The sequence below is a fragment of the Xanthomonas sp. NCPPB 3761 genome, from assembly GCF_041475705.2.
GTDB classification, from domain to species: domain Bacteria; phylum Pseudomonadota; class Gammaproteobacteria; order Xanthomonadales; family Xanthomonadaceae; genus Xanthomonas; species Xanthomonas phaseoli.
Map to the genome: position 1 here is coordinate 3888388 of NZ_CM191262.1, position 22885 is coordinate 3911272.

The window sequence follows — 22885 nt, forward strand, 5'->3', positions numbered from 1 at the left end:
CAACGCTCTACCCGACCATGCGTCGGGGCTCGCTCGCGATCGCCATCAGCCTGTGCGTCAGCACGAGCGCCTTCGCCCAGGAACAAACCGACAAGAGTCCGACCAACCTGGACAAGATCGAAGTCACCGGCTCGCGCATCCGCTCGGTCGATGTGGAAAATTCGCAACCGGTGCTGGTCCTGACGCGCCAGGACATCGAAAAGCAGGGCCTGACCTCGGTTGCCGACGTTCTCAAGCGCATCCCTTCCAACGGTGCAACGATGAACAGCACCGTCAACAACGGCGGCGACGGCTCGGCCACGGTCAGCCTGCGCAACCTGGGCGCCTCTCGCACGCTGGTGCTGGTCAACGGCCGGCGCTGGGTCTCGGGCCTGTCCGGTTCGGTGGATCTGAACACCATTCCCTCGGCCATCGTGGAGCGCGTGGAAGTCCTCAAGGATGGCGCCTCGTCGATCTATGGCTCCGATGCCATCGCCGGCGTGGTCAACATCATCACCCGTACCAATTTCGATGGTGCCGAAGTCAATGCCTACGTTGGCCAATATGGCCAGGGCGATGGCCAGCGCACCTCCTTCGATGCCACCGTGGGCGCCACCGGCGAGCGCGGCAACCTGGTCATCGGCTTGTCCAGCGTCAAGGAAGATGCGGTGATGGCAGGCGACCGGGAGATCTCCGCCGAGCCGGTGTACGGCGCGGGCTCTTCGGCCTACAGCAGCTATTCGGCAAGCGGCCGCCTCCGTGCAAATGGCACCAGCGGCGCATGGACGGTGTTGCCCGACAGTGCTACCGCCAGCGGCGACAGCAGGTACCCGCGCTACGGCCTGGACCAGTACACCGCCTTCAACACATCCGAATATGGCTACAACTACGCCAAGGACAATTACCTGGTGACGCCACAGAAGCGCGACGCGTTGTATGTGCAGGGCAACTATGCACTCACCGACAACGTGCGCTTCAAGTTCGATGGCCTGTATAACCGCCGCCAGTCGTCGCAGCAATTGGCCGGCTTTCCGCTGGCTTCGGTCAATACCGGCATCCTGTTGAGCGGCGACAGCTACTACAACCCGTACAACACCGCCTACGGCGGCGACGGGCGCGATGTGGGCTGGTCGCATCGCTTGACCGAATTCGCGCGCACCTACCAGCAGGACGTCAAGACCTCGCATGTGTACACCGGGCTGGAAGGCGACTTCCAGTTTGCCGACCGACAGTTCAGTTGGGATGTGGGCTTTGCGCACAACCAGACCGACCAGACCGAAACCCAGTATGGCGATGTCAATCTGCTCAACCTGAGCAATGCGCTCGGTGCATCGGCCATCGTCAATGGCACCCTGGCGTGCCTGGACAGCGGCGGCGCCGTCATTACCGGCTGCGTACCGTTCAACCCCTTGTCGCCGGCCGGTGGCGTGACCCAGGAAATGCTGGACTACATCCTGTTCACTGCGCACAACACCTATCAATACAAAAACAGCAGCTTCACCGCCAACCTCACCGGCGACCTGTTCGAGCTGCCCGCCGGCTGGATGAGTTTTGCCGCCGGTGTCGAACACCGCGAGGAAAGCGGGTTCTCCTCACCGGATGCCCTGATCTCTGCCGGCTATACCTCGGGCAATTCGTTCACGCCCACCTCCGGCTCGTACACGCTCAACGACTACTACACCGAAGTGGCGATTCCGCTGCTGAAGGATGTGCCTGGTGCGCAGTTGCTGGAGTTGAGCGCAGCGGTGCGCTATTCGGACTACAACACCTTCGGCAGCACCACCAATAGCAAGTTCGGCTTCAAGTGGAAGCCGGTCGCCGACCTGCTGATTCGCGGCAATTACGCCACCGGTTTCCGCGCGCCATCGATCGAAGACCTGTACCTGGGCGCGTCGGACAGTTTCGATACCTACTCCGATCCCTGCTCGACCAACAGCACCTCCTACACCAGCGCGATTGCGGCCGCATGCGCCGCCCGCGGCGTGCCTGCCAATTACGTTGCCGAATACAACAGCGCCAGCGGCAACTCCGGCCAGACCATCTATCCGTTCACCTACACCAGCAACGCCAATCTGCAACCGGAAAAGTCCAAGAACACCACGCTTGGCTTTGTCTACAGCCCGGCTTCGGTGCAGGGCCTGGACGTGTCGCTGGACTGGTGGAAGATCCAGATCACCGACGCCATCACCGAATTCAGCGCCAATCAGATCCTGACGCAGTGCTACCAGTTCAACGTCTCGGCGTTCTGCGATCTGGTGACCCGCGATGCGACCGGGACCATCACCGGCCTGGTGATCCAGCCGGTGAATGTCGGCGAGCAACGCATGCAGGGCTACGATTTCACCGCGCGTTACAAACTGCCGCAGACCGCAATCGGCCAGTTCATGCTGACGCTGGATTCGACCTACGTGGCGGTCAACGAGCAGAAGCAGGACGACAATTCTGCGTGGGAAAGCTACAACGGCATCTACCACACCAATAATCCGAACTGGCGCACCCGCGGCACGCTCACCCTGGACTGGAGCTACGGCAATCTGGCCGCCAATTGGGCCGTGCGTTACTACTCGGGCATGAAGGACTACGATTCGGAACTGGACGACAACGGAAACTATCGCCACGTTGCGGCGACTGCGTTCAACGACATGCAGGTGTCTTACCAGCTTCCATGGAATGCGACCGTGCGGCTGGGCCTGAACAACGTCTTCGACCGCGACCCGCCGGTCGCGCTCAGCGCCTCGGCCAACTCGTTCGATCCGGCCTACGCCATCCCGGGACGCTACAGCTACCTGCAGTACACCCAGCGCTTCTGAGCACGCTGCCCTGATCCACGTGGTGTCACAACGACCTCCTTCGGGAGGTCGTTGTCTGTGTGCCACGGCTAACACGCAATCGAGCGCCTGGCACACGGCACGGCGATGGCGACATGCACAGACATTTCCACGGCACATCGCACCGCTAGCCTGCAGCCACTACAACAAGAAACCTGCTCTCTCTCCCTGCCGCCGATCTTCGGCGGCTTTTTTTTGTTGCCCGGGTTGACGCACAGCCGCCAAACGCCGGCCGGTCGACGCCATCACTCCAACGTATAGCCCACCCGCAAGCCGCCCCAGTGCTTGCCGCCGACGAAGATCGGCGTGGATAGGTCGAACATGATCTGGCCGGTATCGCGGCGATAGACTTGCAGGCGGTATGGGTCGGTGTGCGCGCCCACGCTGCGCCCAACGCGGTCGGTAAACTTGCGCTTGGTGCGGTTGCCGACCAGATCGCGCTTGACATCGCCGGTCAACGGTTGCGTGAAGCGCAGATTGTGCGTGGGTACATAGCCATCGGGATTGGCGCAGATGGCGAAGACGATCCATAGGTGCGCGTCCAGCAGCGGCTCTTGCAAAGCGGGCAGTACCTGGTCGCAGAGCGCATCGAAGTCGGTATTGAACTTGGGCGGCTCCACGCCGGCGATCGGCGTATAGGTGCGCGCGAACAATGCAGCTTGCTCGATCTGCCCGCGCGCAATGGCCTGCGCCAGCGCACTGCCGATCTTGCCGGCCGTGGCAACGGCCAGCTCCTTGACCCGCGCGTGCCTGGGCACCAGCAGTGGGTCCGGCGGCAACCGGAACAAGCCCACGCAATCGCGCAGGGTTTCGGTGCCGCGCCCCAGCGCTTCGCTGCGTTCGGCCACGTGCGCGGCATGCTGCAGATTGCTGCGGCCCAACGCCACCACGCCATCTACCGCACGCTCGATCCCGCGAATTTCCCCGTCCTGCGCCTGGATGCGCCCGGCCACCGTGGTCATCGCGCTACTGGCCTGCCCGAGCACGCGGGTGATGCCATCGAGCACCGCTTCGGTACCACGTGCAGAGGCCGCGCCCTCCCCCACGGCGGCGCTGGTTTCGGCCAGGATCGCGCGCACGTCGCGCGCCGCCGCTGCGGCGCGTTCGGCCAGCCGCCGGATCTCGGTGGCCACCACCGCAAACCCGCGCCCGGCATCGCCGGCATGCGCGGCTTCGATGCTGGCGTTGATCGAGAGGATATTGGTCTGGAACGCCACCGAATCGATGACTTCGATGACTTCGCCCGCGCGCGACGCACGGCGCTCCACTTCGTGCATCGCCTGGCCCAGCGCATGCGCGGCGGCCACGCCTTGGCGCGCACTGTCGTCGGCGCTGGCGGCCAGCGCGATCACCTGCGCCAGCTCGGCATTGACGTCCTGCAGGCTCGACGACAGCCGCTCCACCGCGGTGCGCGCGCCATCCAGCGCCTCGTTCTGCGCCTGCGACTGGCGTACCAGTTCATCGTTTTCGGCCACCAGCGGCGGCACTTCGGCGGCGATCTGCACCGACAAGGCCACTGCCTGACGGATGGCCTCGGCCAGATTGCCGAACCCGGCTTGCAGGCGCCGGCCCATCTCGGTTTCCGCCAGTCCCGGCGGCAACAACAGTTCGAGTTCGCAGCCGGCCAGCGCCTGCGCGGTGCGCTCGAGCACCGTGCGGTCTTCGTGCTCGGCCTGCAGACGCGCAACCAGCGGTTGCAGCAGGGGCGAGATCGGCACCGGCCGGCTGCCGTCGGCCAGACGCGTGGCCTCGCGCAGCAGGATCGCGGTTTCCACATGCGGCAGCGACAGCATCCAGCCGCCCTGTGCGCGGTCGCGCACATAGCGCACGCGCCGCGCCGGGTCGTCGCCCGGGGCAGCCCAGACGCCTTCTTCGCCCACCAGATCGGCGGCGCTCAACCCCCACATCACCGAGGCCGGCGCCCCCTGCAGCTCGACCGCGGTCTTGCCCAGCACATCCAGGCCGACGCGGTTGCAGGCCACCACACACGCCTCGGCAGACAGGCGCAGCAAGGCCACGGGCGCATCCGGGAGCACGGCCGTCTGGGCCTGCGACGGCGGGTCGGGCTGTTGCATCGAATTCATGAGGGGCTCCTGCTCCATCCCGTGATTAGCGGCGTGCGGCGGCCGGAATTGAGCGGCAACCTCGACCGTACCGCGCTCAATATCCGGCCGCCTGTCCGTCCTTGCGGCTTTCCGACGCACCGTAGTACACGCCGCTGGCCGGATCGCGGGCGATGGCCTGATAACCGCCATACGGGCCGTCGGCAAAGATCACCCGGTGGCCTTTGCGCATCAGCGCGCGGATGGTGTCGTAGGAGAAGCCGGTTTCCAGGTTGACCTCGCCGCCATCGCTCATCGCGGTGGCCTGGCCGGTGGGCTCGGTGGAGCCCTCGTGCTGGATGCGCGGCGCGTCGCCGGCTTCCTGCAGGTTCATGTGGAAGTCCACCAGGTTCATCACGATCTGCACATGCCCCTGCGGCTGCATCGCCCCGCCCATCACGCCGAAGCTCAGCCAGGGCTTGCCGTCCTTGGTGACGAAGGCCGGGATGATGGTCTGGAACGGCCGCTTGCCCGGCGCATAGCCGTTGGGATGGTCCTTCTTGAGCACGAACATCTCGCCGCGGTCCTGCAGGATGAAACCCAGCCCCGGCGGCGCCATGCCGCTGCCCATGCCGCGGTAGTTGGATTGGATCAGCGACACCATCATGCCGTCGGCATCGGCCACGGTCATATAGATGGTGTCGCCTTCTTCCAGTTGCTTGGGTGTCCCCGGTTGTACTTCCTTGAGCGCCTTGCCCATCGAAATCAGCGCACGCCGCTGACCGGCGTAGTCCTTGGAGATCAGCCTGGCCAGCGGTGCCGGCTGAAACGCCGGGTCGGCATAGAAGCGTGCGCGGTCGGCGAAGGCCAGCTTCTTGGCTTCGGTGAACAAGTGCACGTGCTCGGCCGAGCCGAACGGAATCTTGGAAAAATCGTAGCCTTCCAGGATGTTGAGCATCTGCAACGCGGCGATGCCCTGGCTGTTGGGCGGCAGCTCCCACACATCAACGCCGCGATAGTTGGTGCTGACCGGCTCGACCCACTCACCCTGGTGGCTGGCCATGTCGTCGTAACTCAGATACCCACCATTGGCCTTGAAGTAGGCACCGATGGTGCGCGCGATCTCGCCCTTGTAGAACGCGTCGCGGCCGCCGTCGGCAATCTGCTGCAGCGTGTTGGCCAGGTTCGGGTTCTTCCACAGCTCGCCCTTGCGCGGCGCGTGGCCGTCGATGGTGAATTGCTCCTTGAAACCCGGGTATTGCGACAGCCGCGGCACCGAACGGTCCCAGTAGTAGGCGATGGTTTCGGCCACCGGATGGCCTTCGCGCGCATAGCGGATGGCCGGCGCCAGGTTCTGCGCCATCGGCTTGCGCCCGAAGCGCGCATGCAACGCAAACCAGCCATCCACCGCCCCCGGCACCGACACCGGCAACGGTCCGGTCGGCGGAATGTCCTTCAGGCCGCGACGCTGGAATTCGGCCAGGGTCAGCGATTTGGGCGAGCGGCCGGAGCCGTTGTAGCCATAGAGTTTGCTGGTCTTGGGGTCCCAGACGATCGCGAACAGATCCCCTCCCACGCCATTGCCGGTTGGCTCCATCAGGCCCAGCGCCGCATTGGCCGCGATCGCTGCATCCACCGCCGAGCCGCCGTCCTTCATCACATCCAGCGCGATCTGGGTGGCCAGCGGTTGCGAGGTGGCGGCCATGGCATGCGGCGCAATGACTTCCGAACGGGTGGCAAACGGCAGCCCGGTGACGCGGTCGGCAGCGCCGAGAGGTGACGCGAGCAGCGCCAGAGCAGACACCAACAAGACAGGTACGCGACGCATATGCAGGCAACTCCCCAAGACACAACAGTGGATGACCCACCATACCAGCGGCCCGGGGCACAGCGCCCGATCGACAATGCGAGTTGCGATAAACCCGCGCAATTGGTGATCCAGGTCGGCTCTGCAGAGCATGAGACGATGCGGTTTCAGCGGTAACCATGCTGCTGCCATGCGGCTTCGCACGATAGGTGCAGCGGGCCCGCGGATGTTTCACCCGCAAGGGTTGACACCTCACCGGCGGCGGTGGTTATCTCAACCCATGCCGCACCGCCCCACCACCTCGAACGCTCTGATGTCCGCGCCCTTCGGCGCGTCGGCTGCGTCGCTTCTCGTGCTCGTACTTATTACCTCGCCAACCGGTGCGGGACGAGACTTCGTGTAGGCAACAGACACACAAGGCTTCGATCAGACCCCGCACCGGCAACGGCGCGGGGTTTCGCGTTTCAGGGATCACCAAAAGTTTCGAATGACATGAACGACATCACTGCCATATCCGCAACATCGCCGTGCGCCCAGACGCGCATGGCCGCCTGTGGTTGCCTGCGCCGTGTCATCGCGCGTCCCCGCTTTGTTCAGCCGGCCAGTGCCCGCACTGCCGGCTGATCCATTTATCGATACCCATCTCCACTGCCAACCCCGCAAGGACATCCCATGAGCAACGACACCCAACCGAAAATCGCGATCATCGGCTACGGCAGCCAGGGCCGCGCACACGCGCTGAACCTGCGCGATTCCGGCTTCGACGTCACCGTCGGCCTGCGTGCCGGTGGCCCGACCGAAGCCAAGGCCCAGGCCGACGGCTTCACCGTCGTGGCGCCGTCGGAGGCGGTCAAGAGCGCTGACCTGGTCGCCATCCTGACCCCGGACATGGTGCAGAAGAAGCTCTACGAAGACGTCATCGCGCCGAACATGAAGCAGGGCGCCTGCCTGCTGTTCGCGCATGGCCTGAACGTGCACTTCGACATGATCAAACCGCGCGCCGATCTGGACGTGGTGCTGGTCGCGCCCAAGGGCCCGGGTGCGCTGGTGCGTCGCGAATACGAGATCGGCCGCGGCGTGCCGTGCATCTATGCGGTGTACCAGGACACCAGCGGCAAGGCCGAGCAGTTCGCGCTGACCTATGCCGGCGGCCTGGGTGGCGCGCGCGCCAACATCATCAAGACCACGTTCAAGGAAGAAACCGAAACCGATCTGTTCGGCGAGCAGGCGGTGCTGTGCGGCGGCGCCTCGTCGCTGGTGCAGGCCGGTTTCGAAGTACTGGTCGAGGCCGGCTATCAGCCGGAAATCGCATACTACGAAGTGCTGCACGAATTGAAGTTGATCGTGGACCTGTTTTACGAAGGCGGCATCACCCGCATGCTGGAATTCGTGTCCGAAACCGCGCAATACGGCGATTATGTCAGCGGCCCACGCGTGATCGATGCCAGCACCAAGGCGCGCATGAAGGACGTGCTGACCGACATCCAGAATGGCACCTTCACCAAGAACTGGGTGGCCGAATACGACGCCGGCCTGCCGAACTACAACAAGTTCAAGCAGGCCGACCTGGAGCACCCGATCGAGGAAGTGGGCAAGAAGCTGCGCGCCAAGATGGTGTGGCTCAACGGGCAACAGCAAGCCGCTGCCGCACCTGCGAATCAACAGGCGGCATAACGCCGCCGCCTCCCCCACCGCTTAAACCGAAGGTCCGCAACGCATGAACACCTCCGCACACAGCACGCCCCGCAATGGCGCGCGCTGGCTGACGCAGGCCCTGGAAGCCGAAGGCGTGGAAACGCTATTCGGCTATCCGGGCGGCACCATCATGCCGTTCTACGATGCCCTGGTGGATTCCAGGCTCAAGCACATCCTGGTTCGTCACGAACAGGGCGCTGCACTGGCTGCCAACGGCTATGCCCGTGCCAGCGGCCGGGTCGGCGTGTGCGTGGCCACCTCCGGCCCGGGCGCGTCCAACCTGGTCACCGGCATCGCCGATGCGATGCTCGACTCGGTGCCGATGATCTGCCTGACCGGCCAGGTCGCCACCCCGTTGCTGGGCACCGATGCATTCCAGGAGCTGGACGTGTTCGGCATGACCATGCCGATCGTCAAGCACAGCTTTCTGGTGCGGCGCGTGGAGGAGCTTCCGGAGATGGTGCGCGAGGCATTTCGCATCGCGCGCGAAGGACGTCCCGGGCCGGTGCTGATCGACCTGCCCAAGGACGTGCAGGTGGCAGATGCCTCGCATCTGCCGCCGCATGTTCCGGCAGCCGTGCAGCCGCCGCCGGCGCCGGCGGACGCGAAACTGGCCGAAGCACTGGCGGCGATCGCCGGCGCCGAACGCCCGGTGGTGTACGGCGGTGGCGGAATCGCGCTGGCGGGTGCGGTGGAGGCGTTCCGGCGCTTCGTCGAAGCCACCGGCATCCCGACCGCGCTGACCTTGCGCGGCCTGGGTGCGCTGCCGCATGCGCATCCCGATTACCTGGGCATGCTGGGCATGCACGGCACCCGTGCGGCCAACATGGCCATCCAGGAATGCGATCTGCTGGTGGTGGTCGGTGCGCGTTTCGACGACCGTGCCACCGGCAAGCTGAGCGAGTTCGCACCGTTTGCGCGCGTCATCCACCTGGATGCCGACGCGTATGAAATTTCCAAGCTGCGCACTGCCGACATCGCAGTGCCCGGCGACGTGGCCACCAGTCTCAAGGCACTGAGCGCAGCGCGGGCCAACTGCCAGGGCTGGCGTACGCGCTGCTTTGCCAACCGCGAAAAATTCGGCGCGCGTTACGACGCGCCCGGCACCGATATCTACGCGCCGGCGCTGCTCAAGCGCCTGAGCGAAGTGGCCCCGGCCGACACCATCATCGCGTGCGACGTGGGTCAGCATCAGATGTGGGTGGCCCAGCATTGCCGCTTCAACGACCCGCGCAATCACCTCACCAGCGGCGCGCTCGGCACCATGGGCTTCGGTCTGCCGGCCGCGATGGGCGCGCAGTTCGCCTGCCCCGACCGCACCGTGGTGCTGGTCTCCGGCGACGGCAGTTTCATGATGAACGTGCAGGAGCTGGTGACGATTACGCGCTGCAAGCTGCCGGTGAAGATCGTGCTGCTGGACAACAGCTCACTGGGCATGGTGCGGCAGTGGCAGGAACTGTTCTTTGCCGAGCGCTACAGCGAAATCGACCTGTCCGACAACCCGGATTTTGCGGCGCTGGCGCAGGTGTTCGGCATTCCGGCCAAGCGCATCATCGCCCGCGGCGACGTGGACGCGGCGCTGGCCGATTTGCTGGCGCAGCCCGGTCCCGGCCTGTTGCATGTGGCGATCGACGCGCGTGCCAACGTGTGGCCGCTGGTGCCGCCCAACAACGCCAACAGCACCATGCTGGACAGCAATCCCGCACACGCGGCCAAGGAGACATCGCATGCGTTACCGGCTTGATCTGGTGCTGAAGCCGGCAGAAGGCGCGTTGGTGCGGGTGATCGGCATGACCGAACGCCGCGGCTTCCGCCCATGCGCGATCCAGGGCGCCGCAGCGCCAGACGATGCCGGGCGCTGGCATCTGCTGCTGGATGTGGACAGCAACCGTCCGCCGGAAACGCTGCGCCTGCAGCTGGAAAAGGTCTACGACTGCGAATCGGTGGTGATCACCGCACTGGAATCGGTCGAGGCGGCGGCATGAGCATGCAGACCTCGCGCGACCATCAGACAGCCGTCCGGAGGTGCCTTCTTCCGGATCGCCCGCGCGCGTGCCGCAATGCCTGATTCCGGCCGCCCTTCCGCACAGGAGCCAGAGGTAGGCGACGTGGCCGTCAGCGTGGCCGACGTCCTGGCCGCGCAGGCACGCCTGCGCAAGTACCTGTCGCCCACGCCGCTGCACTACGCCGAACGCTTCGGTGTGTGGTTGAAGCTGGAGAATCTGCAGCGCACCGGTTCCTACAAGGTGCGCGGCGCCTTGAATGCCTTGCTGGCCGGCCTGGAACGCGGCGACGAGCGCCCGGTGATCTGCGCCTCGGCCGGCAACCACGCGCAAGGTGTGGCGTGGTCGGCGTACCGGCTGGGCGTGCAGGCCATCACGGTGATGCCCTATGGCGCGCCGCAGACCAAGATCGCCGGTGTCGCGCACTGGGGCGCCACCGTGCGCCAGCACGGCAACAGCTACGATGAAGCGTTCGCGTTTGCGCGCGAGCTGGCCGAGCAGAACGGCTATCGCTTCCTGTCCGCCTTCGACGACCCGGACGTGATCGCCGGCCAGGGCACCGTCGGCATCGAGCTGGCGGCGCATGCGCCGGACGTGGTGATCGTGCCGATCGGCGGCGGCGGCCTGGCCTCCGGCGTGGCGCTGGCATTGAAGTCGCAAGGCGTGCGCGTGGTCGGGGCGCAGGTGGAAGGCGTGGATTCGATGGCGCGCGCCGTCCGCGGCGATCTGCGCGAAATCACCCCGGTACCGACGCTCGCCGATGGCGTGAAAGTCAAGATTCCAGGCCTGCTCACGCGCCGCCTGTGCTCGAGTCTGCTCGATGATGTGGTGATCGTGCGCGAGGCCGAACTTCGCGAAACATTGGTGCGCCTGGCACTGGAAGAACACGTCATTGCCGAGGGCGCTGGCGCCCTCGCCCTGGCCGCCGGTCGCCGCGTTTCCGGCAAACGCAAATGTGCGGTGGTCTCTGGCGGTAATATCGACGCAACCGTGCTGGCTACACTCTTGTCCGAGGTGCGGCCGCGTCCGCCACGCAAGCCGCGCCGTCGCAATACCGAGCGACTCCGCAACGAACGCAGCGCCAATCCGCCACCCGCCACACACGTTCTTTCCCGCCCATCCGCAGTCGCTTCAACGCCTGTCACCGCCATCGCCGTAGAGGAGTCTTCCTGGTGAACACGACCGTATCCAACCAGACCCCGCGTATCCGAATTTTCGACACCACCCTGCGCGACGGCGAGCAATCCCCCGGCTGCAGCATGACGCCCCAGCAGAAGCTGGTCATGGCGCGCGCGCTGGACGAACTCGGCGTGGACATCATCGAAACCGGTTTTCCTGCCAGCTCGCACTCGGACCGCGAAGCGGTGGCGATGATGGGCCGCGAACTGCGCCGCCCCACCCTGGCGGTGTTGTCGCGCTGCCTGCAGGCCGATATCGAAACCTCGGCCAAGGCGCTGGAATCGGCAGCCAATCCGCGGCTGCATGTGTTCCTGTCCACCAGCCCGCTGCACCGCGAACACAAACTGCGCATGAGCCGCGAGCAGGTGCTGGAGTCGGTGCACAAACATGTGACGCTGGCGCGCGGCTATATCGACGACATCGAATTCTCCGCCGAGGATGCGACCCGCACCGAAGAAGATTTCCTGGCCGAGGTCACCCGCGTGGCGATTTCCGCCGGCGCCACCACCATCAATTTGCCCGACACGGTCGGCTTCACCACGCCGGAAGAAATCCGCGGCATGTTCTCGCGCCTGATCGCCAGCGTGGACGGTGCCGACAAGGTCATCTTCAGCGCGCACTGCCACAACGATCTGGGCCTGGCGGTGGCCAACTCGCTGGCGGCCATCGAAGGCGGTGCGCGCCAGGTGGAATGCACCATCAACGGCATCGGAGAGCGCGCCGGCAACTGCGCGCTGGAAGAGATCACCATGGCGTTGAAGGTGCGTGGCGCGTTCTACAACATCGATTCGGCGATCAATACGCCGCGTATCGTGTCCACGTCGCAATTGTTGCAACGCCTGGTCGGCATGCCGGTACAGCGCAACAAGGCGGTGGTGGGCGGCAACGCATTCGCGCACGAATCCGGCATTCATCAGCACGGCATGCTGCGCCATCGCGGCACCTACGAAATCATGCGCCCGGAAGATGTGGGCTGGGAATCCTCGCAAATGGTGCTGGGCCGCCACAGCGGCCGCGCCGCAGTCGAGCAGCGTCTGCGTGCGCTGGGGTACCTGCTGGAGGAAGAAGAGGTCAAGCTGGTATTCGAACAGTTCAAGGCGCTGTGCGAGAAGCAGCGCGTGGTCACCGATGCGGATCTGCAGGCGTTGATGCAGGACGCTACCGTGCAGGAAGGCTATCGCCTGGCATCGATGACCATCAGCGATGTGGGCAGCCGCGCCAATGCGTTGGTGGAGTTGTCCGACCCGGAAGGCAACCGTGTGGCCGAAACCGCGCAAGGCAACGGGCCAGTGGATGCACTGTTCGGTGCCTTGGCCTCGGCGACCGGCGTGAGGCTGGAACTGGACAGCTACCAGGTGCACAGCGTGGGCATCGGCGCGGACGCGCGCGGCGAAGCCAGCTTGAGCGTGCGTCACGACGGCGTGGAATACGAAGGCACCGGCACCAGCAAGGACATCATCGAAGCCAGCGCGCTTGCGTGGCTCGATGTGGCCAACCGCTTGTTGCGTCAGCGCGAGCGTGGCGTGGTGGCCGGCAAGACGGCTGCGGTGGCGTAACCGGCCCTGCGCTGGACGATGCAAACCTGACGGCCGGCAGAGTGATCTGCTGGCCGTTCTGGTAATTGTTGCTTCACTTTTGCAGGCGCGTGGCTTTGGTACCGCCGCCTGTGGGTATACGTATGCTGGAAACGGCGCTACGCCACGGACCAGCCTGGCGGGCGACGTCTGCGAGTTCTGTACGAATATGTCGGTCTGTGGAGGCGCTTGCATTCATACCGACATCGGGCACCTACCTCCCATTCGAGGCTTTGCGGGCGGTGTCTGCGGGTTCTGTATGAATGCTTCGGTCCGCTGCGGTCGCTTGCACGCGTACCGGCCTGGGACACGCCGCAAGTACATCCATGCAGGCGCTGGCGTGGCATCCATGCCGCTCAAGGTCCCACATCGGTACGCGCGCAAGCACCACCGATTGCTGTCGGTCGCGGAACGAAATGCCGACAGCCAGATGAACTGCCCGTTTTTCCGGGCACCCATTCCTTGAGATGCAAGAGCAGATAAATGCCTTGCCGATCACATCGGCCACGAAGTGCTCAGGAATCAACACCTGCTTGAAGCATTGCGTGCCGATCAGCAGTAGTAATCTTGAGAGCGCGGTGTCGCGTCCGGGGCGGGACCGTGTGGCGGCATGGATGCCGCCACCGAGCCTGCATGGACGGATTCACGGCGTGTCCCGACACTGGATGCGGCACCGCGCTGCCGATCAACTCAGCACGCCGATCAATCTCGCACGAAGCCGTCCGTTTCATGCCAATGCTTCGGTCTGCGGCAGGCGCTTGCACGCAACCGGCCTGGGACACGCCGCGAGTACGTCCATGTAGGCGCTGGCGCGGCATCCATGCCGCTCAAGGCCCCACGCCAGCACGCGCGCAAGCACCACCGGTTGTCTTCGATTGCCGAAGGAAATGCGAAGGGCCTAGTGGTCTGCAGGTCTTTCGGAGCGTCATTATCGCTGGCGACATGACAGTCGATGGATGGCTTGCCGATCACATCGGCCACGAAGTCATCACGAATCAACACCTGCTTGAAGCATTGCGTGCCGATCAGCAGTAGCAATCTTGAGAGCGCGGTGTCGCGTCCGGGGGCGGGACCGTGTGGCGGCATGGATGCCGCCACCGAGCCTGCATGGACGGATCCACGGCGTGTCCCGGCACTGGATGCGGCACCGCGCTGCCGACCGCCCCTGGATGCCGACCAGTGCTGCGCACGACATCCGCCGATTTCATGCCAGCGCTTCGGTCGAATGATGTGATCACGAATCGGTCAAGCAAACGAAAGTGGCTATCGTCCGAAGAACGATAGCCACCCGCAAAGCCACAACCTGTCGGGGACGCGAACGCTCTTACAGCGCGGCCACCACTGCATCGCCCATTGCCACGGTACCGACCTTGGTGGTGCCTTCCGACCAGATGTCGGCAGTGCGCAGGCCTTGATCGAGCACCTTGCCAACCGCGTGTTCGATCGCATCCGCCGCAGCGGCCTGCGCGAAGGTGTAGCGCAACATCATCGCCACCGACAGGATCGTCGCCAGCGGATTGGCGATGCCCTTGCCGGCGATGTCCGGTGCCGAGCCGTGGCACGGTTCGTACATGCCCTTGCTGTTGGCATCCAGCGAGGCCGACGGCAGCATGCCGATGGAACCGGTGAGCATCGAGGCCTGGTCGGACAGGATGTCGCCGAACATGTTGTCGGTCACGATCACGTCGAACTGCTTGGGCGCGCGCACCAACTGCATCGCCGCGTTGTCCACGTACATATGCGACAGCGCGATATCCGGGTAGTCCTTGGCCACTTCCTCGACCACCGCACGCCATAGCTGGCTCGACGCCAGTACGTTGGCCTTGTCCACCGAACACAACTTCTTGCCGCGCAGGCGTGCCATGTCGAAGCCTGCCTTGGCGATGCGGCGAATCTCGCTCTCGCTATAGGGCAAGGTGTCGTACGCCTGGCGCTCGCCGTTGTCCAAGGTGCGGTTGCCACGCGGCTGGCCGAAATAGATGCCGCCGGTGAGTTCGCGCAGGATCAGCAGATCCAGCCCGGCCACGACCTCCGGCTTGAGCGTGGACGCATCGGCCAGCTGCGGGTACAGCAAGGCCGGCCGCAGGTTGGCGAACAGGCCCAGCTGCGAGCGGATCTTGAGCAGCCCACGCTCCGGCCGCAGCGCCGGGTCGATGGTGTCCCACTGCGGGCCACCCACCGCACCCAGCAGCACCGCATCGGCGGCACGCGCGCGCTCCAGCGTTTCATCGGCCAACGGGCTGCCGTATTTGTCGTACGCAGCGCCGCCCAGCTCGTCATACACCAGCTCGAAACCCAGAGCGTGTTGCGCGTCAATGCGCTTCAACACCTTGACCGCTTCGGCCATGATCTCCGGGCCGATCCCGTCGCCGGGAAGAATCAGAATCTGCTTGCTCATGCCACCCTCGTGAAGTGACGCCGCAGCGTCATTGAATTCAATGCAATAAGCGCACGCGGCACGATCAACGCACCCGCGTGCGGCTCGACATCACTGCAACGCGCCAAACAACCACGGCTGGCGTGCGCGATGACCTTGCTCGAAGCGCCCGATGGCATCGGCGTCCTGCAAGGTGAGGCCGATATCGTCCAGCCCGTTGAGCAGGCAATGCTTGCGGAAGGCATCGATGTCAAAGCCGTACTCCACGCCATCGGGGCGGCGCACGCGTTGTGCGGCCAGATCCACGGTGAGTTGGTAGCCCTCGGTCGCCAGGCATTGCTCGAACAACGCATCGACCTGCGCTTCGGCCAGCACGATCGGCAGCAGGCCGTTCTTGAAACTGTTGTTGTAGAAGATGTCGGCAAAGCTCGGCGCGATCACGGTGCGAAAGCCGTATTCGTCCAGCGCCCACGGCGCATGCTCGCGCGAGGAACCGCAGCCGAAGTTTTCCCGCGCCAGCAACACGCTGGCGCCCTGATAGCGCGGGAAATTGAGCACGAATTCCGGATTGAGCGGGCGCGTGCTGTTATCGCGACCCGGCTCGCCGATATCCAGATAGCGCCATTCGTCGAACAGGTTCGGCCCGAAGCCGGTGCGCTTGATCGACTTCAGGAATTGCTTGGGAATGATCTGGTCGGTATCGACATTGGCGCGATCCAGCGGCGCGACCAGTCCGGTGTGTTGGGTAAAAGGGGTCATGAGAGAGGCCGAGAATGGGGAATGGGGAGTCGGGAATGGGCAGAGCGGGAAGCAGGACTTTGCGATTCCCTATTCCCGACTCTCGATTCCCTGCAGTTCACGCACATCGACAAAATGACCGCTCACCGCCGCAGCCGCCGCCATCGCCGGGCTGACCAGATGCGTGCGGCCGCCGGCGCCCTGGCGGCCTTCGAAGTTGCGGTTGGAGGTCGAAGCGCAATGCTCGCCGCTGCCCAGCTTGTCCGGGTTCATGGCCAGACACATCGAGCAGCCTGGCTCGCGCCATTCGAAACCGGCATCCAGAAACACCTTGTCCAGGCCTTCGGCTTCGGCCTGTGCCTTCACCAGGCCCGAGCCCGGCACCACCAACGCCTGCTTGATGGTGGAAGCCACCTTGCGGCCCTTGGCCACGGCAGCGGCGGCACGCAGGTCTTCGATCCGCGAGTTGGTGCACGAGCCAATGAACACGCGATCCAGGCGAATGGCGGTGATCGGCTGGTTGGCGGTCAATCCCATGTATTTGAGCGCGCGCTCGATCGAATCGCGCCTGGTCGGGTCCTGCTCGGCGGCCGGATCGGGCACGTGCTGATCGATGGCCAGCACCATTTCCGGCGAAGTGCCCCAGCTGACCTGCGGCTTGATGTCTTCGGCGCGCAACTCCACCACGGTGTCGAAGTGCGCGTCCGGATCGGAGACCAGCGTGCTCCAGAGCGCCACCGCCGCTTCCCAGTCGGCGCCCTTGGGCGCGAACGGGCGCCCTTTGACGTAGGCAATGGTCTTCTCGTCCACCGCCACCATGCCCACGCGCGCACCGGCTTCGATGGCCATGTTGCAGATGGTCATGCGGCCTTCCATCGACAGCGCACGGATGGCGCTGCCGGCGAATTCCAACGCATGCCCATTGCCGCCGGCGGTGCCGATCTTGCCGATCACCGCCAGCACGATGTCCTTGGCGGTCACCCCGAACGGCAACGTGCCTTCCACGCGCACCTGCATGTTCTTCATCTTCTTGGCGATCAGGCACTGCGTGGCCAGCACGTGCTCGACCTCGGAGGTGCCGATGCCATGGGCCAACGCGCCGAACGCGCCATGCGTGGAGGTATGCGAATCGCCGCAGACCACGGTCATGCCCGGCAAGGTGGCGCCCTGCTCCGGGCCGACCACATGCACGATGCCCTGGCGCGCATCGTTCATCTTGAACTCAAGGATGCCGAAGTCGTCGCAGTTCTCGTCCAGCGTCTGCACCTGCAGGCGCGAGACCTCGTCGGAGATCGACTCCAGCCCGCCCTGGCGCTCGGCGCGCGTGGTCGGCACGTTGTGGTCGGGCGTGGCGATATTGGCGTCGATGCGCCACGGCCTGCGCCCGGCCAGGCGCAGGCCTTCGAAGGCTTGCGGCGAGGTCACCTCGTGCAGGATGTGGCGGTCGATGTAGATCAGCGACGAACCATCGTCACGGCGTGTGACCTCATGCAGGTCCCACAGCTTGTCGTACAGGGTCTTGGCAGTCATCGCGGCAATCCGAGTGGCGGATGGTGGGTGCGCCCACCTGGCTGAGATCGATGCTAGGAGCTTGCCTTGGATTACGCAAATTCATATTGTTTATTCAAGAAATGAATTTTAGGAATAGCAATGGACCTGGCGAGCCTCAATGCCTTCGTGGCGATCGCCGAGAGCGGCAGCTTTTCGGCAGCCGGCGAGGCCTTGCACCTGACCCAGCCGGCGGTAAGCAAACGCATCGCACTGCTGGAGGCGCAATTGTCGGCGCGGCTGTTCGATCGCCTGGGCCGGCAGGTGGTGTTGACCGAAGCCGGCCAGGCATTGCTGCCGCGTGCGCAACGCATCCTGGCCGAGCTGCAGGACACCCGCCGCGTGCTGGAGCATTTGGGAGCAGCCGTTGGCGGCCGCTTGAGCCTGGCCACCAGCCACCATGTGGGGCTGCACCGCCTGCCGGCCTTGTTGCGCGGTTTTGCCACGCAACATCCGCAGGCGGCGCTGGACATCCAGTTCCTGGATTCGGAGCTGGCGTACGCCGCGGTGCTGCGCGGCGAGGTGGAGCTGGCAGTGACGACCCTGGCACCGGACACGCGCGCTCCGCTGCGCGCGCAGCCGATCTGGCACGACCGCCTGCAGTTCGTCGTTGCACCCGATCACCCGTTGGCAGCACGGCCTGCGGTGTCCCTGGACGATGTGGTGGCGCACCCGGCGGTGTTGCCGGATCCGGGCACCTTCACCCATCGCATCGTTGCCAACCTGTTCGCCGAGCGCGGCCTGGTGCCGAGTCTGCGCATGACCACCAATTACCTGGAAACGATCAAGATGCTGGTGTCGGTGGGCCTGGCCTGGAGCGTGCTGCCCGAGCGCATGATCGACCACCAGATCGTGGCGCTGCCGCTGGCCGATGTGGCGTTATCCCGCGAGCTGGGTTGCGTCACCCATGGTGGGCGCACCTTGTCGCGTGCGGCGCAGGCGTTTGTTGCGTTGTTGCATGCGCAGGCGGATCTGGCGCAGGCGTAGGCTGCCGGCGATATGTCTGCAGCGTGCTGCACGTGTCGGCGAAAGATGACGTCAGCAGTTCGATCTCGGCACGAGCGCACGCGAGGTGCGATGGGTCACACGCGGTTTGTTGACTCGGCGGTGCCGCGGCCGGGCCGGCAATGCGGCGATGGTTCTTCGCCACGCGCCACCCGTGCAATGTAACAACGCCTGTCTGCATCGGGTCTGCGTCAAGCAACTCACGAGCGTAAGCAACGCCTTACGGCCCGATCAAACGATTCCGCCCCTGCCGCTTGGCTTCGTACAGACGATGGTCGGCCAACGCCAGCAATTCGCGCCGGCTGGGCGCCTCCTCGCTCATCGCCATGCCCATGCTGGCGGTACAACGCACGGTCATGCCCTGCGCATCGACTTGGATGTCGGCCAGTCGCTGTCGCATGCGCTCGAACAGCGCGCGCGCCTGCGCCGCATCCAGTCCGGTGGCCGCCAGCAGGAATTCTTCGCCGCCGTGACGCGCGGCGAAGCAATGCGCCTGCTCCTGCTCGCCCAGCACCTCGCCGATGGCCGATAGCACCGCATCGCCCACCTCATGGCCGTAGTCGTCGTTGATGCGCTTGAAATGATCGATATCCATCAACGCCAGCGCCAACGCCGCGCCACCGGCGTGCGCCTCATCGAACCAGTGCTGCAGCACGCGCTCGGCTTCGCGTCGGTTCGGCAAGGCCGTCAGCACGTCGTGGCTGGCGCGGTATTCCAGCTGGCGCATCAACGCTTCGCGCTCCTGGCTGGCCTGCTGCAGCGCCAGGTTCTTGTCGCTCAGTTCGCGCGTACGCCGGTCGATGACGGTATTGAGCTGGCGCTGACGCAGGCGATAGCTGGCGGTACGCCACAGATACAAGCCGTAGATCACGCTGGCCAGGCCAAGGATGCCCAGGCCGATCACTTCGCCCCGGCGCCACCACGGCGGCGCCAGTTCGATGACCAGGCTGGCCTCGCCCAGCAGATCGTCTTGGCGCCAATCCACCGGCAGCGACATCGCTTGCACGCGGAAGCGGAAACGGCCCGGCGGCAAATTGGTGTAGACCGCTTCGCTGGCATTGTCGGCATCCACCCACTCCGGGTCGAAGCCTTCCAGCCGGTAGCGATACCGCACCTTGTCCGGGCCGCGGAAATTCAGCCCGGCATACACGATCGCGATACGCCGGGTCTCGGCGCCGAACCGGTGCGGGCCACTGAGCGGCTGCACCATGCCATCGACCAGCAGGCGCTCGAAGACGATCGGCACCCGATGGCCTTGCAAGGTGCCCACGCGGGCCGGGTCGATCACGCCCAGGCCTGCGGCGGTGGGGAACAGCAACTGCCCGGACTGGGTCAGCCAGCCGGTGCGCTGCTGCCGTTGCCCTGGTTGCTGGGCATGCCGTCGCTGCGGTCGACCACCTCCACGCTCAATTGCTCGCGCGTGCCCGCATCGAGCTGGTCGAAGTTATCGCGTGCGATGCGGAACACCCCGTGGTTGCTCGACAACCAGAAATAGCCATGGCCGTCGTCGATCACGCGAAACACCTTGTCGCGCGGCAGCCCGACCCGGTGGTCGTAGACGCGGAAGCGGTCGCCGCGCAACCGCAGCAGGCCGCGATCGCTGGCAATCCACATATCGCCAGCGGCATCGCGCAGGAAATCGAAGGCGTTCTGCCCGGGGAAATCCTGCTCGCCCAGCCAGGCGCGGGTGCTGCCGTCCGGCGACAGCGCGGTCACGCCGCGATCGGTGCCGATCCAGACGATGCCCTGCGCATCGCGGTACAACACCTGCACCGACCCATCCGGTACGCCGTCGGCGGCGGTGTAGCGGCGCGCCTTGCCGTTGCGCCAGCGCACCAGCCCGGCGGCGGTGCCGATCCACAGATCGTCGCCGTCCGGCAACACCGCACGCACCGACATGGAGGGCAGGCCATCGGCCGCGCCGATGCGCACCAGCACGTGGCCTTGCGCGTCCAGACGCACCACACCCTGGCTATAGGTACCGGCCCAGACGCCGCCATCGCCAGCATCGGCCAGCGCCAGCACCGATTGCTCGAGCACGCGCCCACCTTCGCTGGGCGACAGCGACACGCGGCTGATGGTGCCGTCGCGCCAACGATCCAGGCCGACGGCATTGCCCACCCACACCGTGCCCTCGCCGGTCTGCAGCACGCAGCGCACGTAGTCCGAACTCAGGCCTTCGTCGTGGGTGACGCCGTGCGCGGCGCCCTCGGCAATACGGAACAGCCCGTGGGTGCTGCCGACCCAGATCAGGCCTTCGGCGTCTTCCAGCAGCGCCGGGCTGGCGACGCCGGAAATGGCGATCTGCTCGTCCGGGTCGTTCGGGCCGCTGTGCACCACCAGCATTCCCGAAGACAGGCTCATCCACAGGTGCCCACGGCGGTCCAGCAACACCGAATCCACGCGTTGGCCCTGGCGGAAGCGCTGCAGGCCACCGCCGCGGCTCCACCACCACACACCATCGTCGCCGGCGACCAACAGGCCGCCCTGACGGTCGCTGGCCAGCCGCCGCACCGGCGCATCGCGCATCCCGTGCGCCCTTCCCCAGGCCGCAGCCTGGACGCCATCGTGCGGCAGGCGATACAGCCCGACCTCGGTGCCGACCCACAGGTCGCCGCTTTCGTCTGCAGACAGTGCGGTGACGCGCGCGCGCGGCAAGCCGGTCTGACGGCCGACGTCGACCACCCGCCCGTCGCCCTCGATGCGGTACAGCGTCTGCGGCGTGCCCACCCACAGCGCGCCATCGGCACGCCGCAGCAGGGCGCTGACCGCAAGATGCCGCGCCGACGCATCGCCCAGCTGCTGCCAGTGACCGTCCTGATAGTGGTAGACGCCGTCGAACGCAGTGCCGAGCAGCATGCCGCCGGTGCTGTCGCGAACCACCACAAATACCCCGCCCAGCTCGACGCCGGGAGTGTTCTGACGGTCGTACACGGTGAAATCGCGCCCATTGAAGCGCGCCACGCCTTCCCAGGTACCCAGCCAGATCAGCCCGTCTTCGCCCTGGGCCACCGCGTGCACCAGGTTGTGCGGCAGGCCGTCGTCCATGTTCCAGCGCGTGACGGTGTGGTAAGCGGAGTGCTTGAGCACCTGCGCGTCGGCAGGCCAGGCGTTGAGCATGGCGCAGCACAGCAGCAGCCACAGCCACAGCCACGCGTGCCCGATCCGCCGCACGCACGTGCTGCGAACGCAGCTTGTGTGCGCCTGCGTACCGCCCCTTCCCACGCTCCCCGTCCCCTCGTCCGTGCTCGCTGGAGATACCTGCCCGTATGCACTGGCAGGCCTACGGCAAATTTATCACCGGGGTTTTGGTGCTGCCTTCGGTGGATCCCTGACAGCTACCGGGAGCGGCACGACACCGGGAACCGGGCAGACGGAACCGTTAACGTCGCGGTTGGGCGCCGAGTATAAATATAGAACCCCATGGTCTAGTATTGACGACATGTCCAGCTCGTCCCCCCTCACTTCCAAGACCAAGAGCAACGGCCCTGGCCGTCCCAAGGATCTTGGAAAGCGTGCCGCCATCCTGGGTGCTGCCCGCACCATGTTCATGGAACAGGGCTATGCAGGGGTCAGCATGGATGGGATCGCCGCGCAGGCCGGCGTCTCCAAACTGACCGTGTACAGCCACTTCGGCGACAAGGAGAGCCTGTTTTCCGAGGCGATCCGCGCGCAATGTCAGCACATGATGCCGGACGACCTGTTCGATCATGCTCCCAAGGGCGCGTTGCGCGACCAGCTCACCGAGATTGCCCATGCGTTCTTCGCCATGGTCAGCACCGAATCGGCCATCTCCACCCACCGCATGATGATGGCGCCCGGCACCGGCGACGTGCATATCCGCGAGATGTTCTGGGATGCAGGCCCCAAGCGCACGCAGGGGGCGCTGGCGGATTTCCTGTCCGCGCGGGTGGCCGACGGCCAGCTGGAGATTCCGGACGTCGCGCGCGCCGCCTCGCAATTCTTCTGCCTGCTCAAGGGCGAGCTCTACGCCCTGATGATGTGCGGCCTGCACGGCCAGCCCACCCGCGCCCAGGTCGATGAGCACATCGACACCAGCGTCGACTTCTTTTTGAGGGCCTATGCGCCGCGTTGAGCGTCCCCGGCCTT

The 22885-nt window shown here is 65.4% G+C and carries 13 protein-coding genes and 1 pseudogene; 8 read left to right on the top strand and 6 right to left on the bottom strand.

The window, feature by feature from the left end:
• The first annotated feature begins 17 nt into the window (after positions 1-17).
• The gene (locus tag ACCQ00_RS16875) at positions 18-2789 is read left to right on the top strand and encodes a TonB-dependent receptor (protein WP_039572664.1); all 2772 of its coding nucleotides are present in this window, start codon (positions 18-20) and stop codon (positions 2787-2789) included.
• Between the two features lie 263 nt (positions 2790-3052).
• Here ACCQ00_RS16875 and ACCQ00_RS16880 read toward each other — a convergent pair whose 3' ends face one another.
• On the bottom strand, positions 3053-4909 hold the full coding sequence (locus ACCQ00_RS16880; RefSeq protein WP_180301725.1) for a methyl-accepting chemotaxis protein: 1857 nt from the start codon (positions 4907-4909) through the stop codon (positions 3053-3055).
• A 58-nt stretch (positions 4910-4967) separates the two neighbouring features.
• On the bottom strand, positions 4968-6677 hold the full coding sequence (gene ggt, locus ACCQ00_RS16885) for a gamma-glutamyltransferase (RefSeq protein ID WP_039572662.1): 1710 nt from the start codon (positions 6675-6677) through the stop codon (positions 4968-4970).
• 651 nt (positions 6678-7328) lie between these two features.
• On the opposite strand from ggt, the gene ilvC reads away from it, so the two are divergent.
• The 5 genes from ilvC to ACCQ00_RS16910 all read left to right on the top strand — a co-directional run bounded on the left by ilvC (position 7329) and on the right by ACCQ00_RS16910 (position 13089).
• The gene (gene ilvC / locus ACCQ00_RS16890; RefSeq protein ID WP_017156821.1) at positions 7329-8330 is read left to right on the top strand and encodes a ketol-acid reductoisomerase; all 1002 of its coding nucleotides are present in this window, start codon (positions 7329-7331) and stop codon (positions 8328-8330) included.
• 43 nt (positions 8331-8373) lie between these two features.
• Positions 8374-10095 carry an acetolactate synthase 2 catalytic subunit gene (ilvG, locus tag ACCQ00_RS16895; RefSeq protein WP_039572658.1) on the top strand — a complete coding sequence of 574 codons (1722 nt, stop codon included), beginning with the start codon at positions 8374-8376 and terminating at the stop codon, positions 10093-10095.
• Entirely contained in the window at positions 10079-10336 is a 258-nt protein-coding gene (locus tag ACCQ00_RS16900; protein WP_003483347.1) for an ACT domain-containing protein, read from the top strand. Before ilvG ends, ACCQ00_RS16900 begins: the two co-directional genes overlap by 17 nt.
• A 123-nt stretch (positions 10337-10459) precedes the next feature.
• On the top strand, positions 10460-11530 hold the full coding sequence (locus tag ACCQ00_RS16905) for a threonine dehydratase (protein ID WP_236493374.1): 1071 nt from the start codon (positions 10460-10462) through the stop codon (positions 11528-11530).
• A complete protein-coding gene (locus tag ACCQ00_RS16910; RefSeq protein WP_017156818.1) occupies positions 11527-13089 on the top strand; it encodes a 2-isopropylmalate synthase in 1563 nt (520 codons plus the stop codon). The genes ACCQ00_RS16905 and ACCQ00_RS16910 overlap by 4 nt, the downstream gene beginning before the upstream one ends.
• Positions 13090-14431: 1342 nt before the next feature.
• On the opposite strand, the gene leuB is transcribed toward ACCQ00_RS16910, so the two are convergent.
• The 3 genes from leuB to leuC all read right to left on the bottom strand — a co-directional run bounded on the left by leuB (position 14432) and on the right by leuC (position 17752).
• The gene (leuB, locus tag ACCQ00_RS16915; protein ID WP_039572649.1) at positions 14432-15505 is read right to left on the bottom strand and encodes a 3-isopropylmalate dehydrogenase; all 1074 of its coding nucleotides are present in this window, start codon (positions 15503-15505) and stop codon (positions 14432-14434) included.
• A gap of 90 nt (positions 15506-15595) precedes the next feature.
• The gene (leuD, locus tag ACCQ00_RS16920) at positions 15596-16243 is read right to left on the bottom strand and encodes a 3-isopropylmalate dehydratase small subunit (RefSeq protein ID WP_007967735.1); all 648 of its coding nucleotides are present in this window, start codon (positions 16241-16243) and stop codon (positions 15596-15598) included.
• 69 nt (positions 16244-16312) lie between these two features.
• Positions 16313-17752: a 3-isopropylmalate dehydratase large subunit gene (gene leuC / locus ACCQ00_RS16925; protein ID WP_039572644.1), complete on the bottom strand. Its 1440-nt coding sequence runs from the start codon at positions 17750-17752 to the stop codon at positions 16313-16315.
• Between the two features lie 120 nt (positions 17753-17872).
• On the opposite strand from leuC, the gene ACCQ00_RS16930 reads away from it, so the two are divergent.
• A complete protein-coding gene (locus ACCQ00_RS16930; RefSeq protein ID WP_039572640.1) occupies positions 17873-18757 on the top strand; it encodes a LysR family transcriptional regulator in 885 nt (294 codons plus the stop codon).
• A gap of 238 nt (positions 18758-18995) precedes the next feature.
• Here ACCQ00_RS16930 and ACCQ00_RS16935 read toward each other — a convergent pair.
• Positions 18996-22000 (bottom strand): annotated as a pseudogene (locus ACCQ00_RS16935) (two-component regulator propeller domain-containing protein).
• A 217-nt stretch (positions 22001-22217) separates the two neighbouring features.
• Here ACCQ00_RS16935 and ACCQ00_RS16940 point away from each other — a divergent pair.
• Complete coding sequence (locus ACCQ00_RS16940) at positions 22218-22871, top strand: TetR/AcrR family transcriptional regulator (protein ID WP_039572637.1); 654 nt, start codon at positions 22218-22220, stop codon at positions 22869-22871.
• Positions 22872-22885: the final 14 nt, after the last annotated feature.

Coding starts and splice junctions, on each gene's coding strand:
- ACCQ00_RS16875 (WP_039572664.1), top strand. CDS start 18: ATGCGTCGGGGCTCGCTCGCGATCGCCATCAGCCTGTGCGTCAGCACG.
- ACCQ00_RS16880 (WP_180301725.1), bottom strand. CDS start 4,909: ATGGAGCAGGAGCCCCTCATGAATTCGATGCAACAGCCCGACCCGCCG.
- ggt (WP_039572662.1), bottom strand. CDS start 6,677: ATGCGTCGCGTACCTGTCTTGTTGGTGTCTGCTCTGGCGCTGCTCGCG.
- ilvC (WP_017156821.1), top strand. CDS start 7,329: ATGAGCAACGACACCCAACCGAAAATCGCGATCATCGGCTACGGCAGC.
- ilvG (WP_039572658.1), top strand. CDS start 8,374: ATGAACACCTCCGCACACAGCACGCCCCGCAATGGCGCGCGCTGGCTG.
- ACCQ00_RS16900 (WP_003483347.1), top strand. CDS start 10,079: ATGCGTTACCGGCTTGATCTGGTGCTGAAGCCGGCAGAAGGCGCGTTG.
- leuB (WP_039572649.1), bottom strand. CDS start 15,505: ATGAGCAAGCAGATTCTGATTCTTCCCGGCGACGGGATCGGCCCGGAG.
- leuD (WP_007967735.1), bottom strand. CDS start 16,243: ATGACCCCTTTTACCCAACACACCGGACTGGTCGCGCCGCTGGATCGC.
- leuC (WP_039572644.1), bottom strand. CDS start 17,752: ATGACTGCCAAGACCCTGTACGACAAGCTGTGGGACCTGCATGAGGTC.
- ACCQ00_RS16930 (WP_039572640.1), top strand. CDS start 17,873: ATGGACCTGGCGAGCCTCAATGCCTTCGTGGCGATCGCCGAGAGCGGC.
- ACCQ00_RS16940 (WP_039572637.1), top strand. CDS start 22,218: ATGTCCAGCTCGTCCCCCCTCACTTCCAAGACCAAGAGCAACGGCCCT.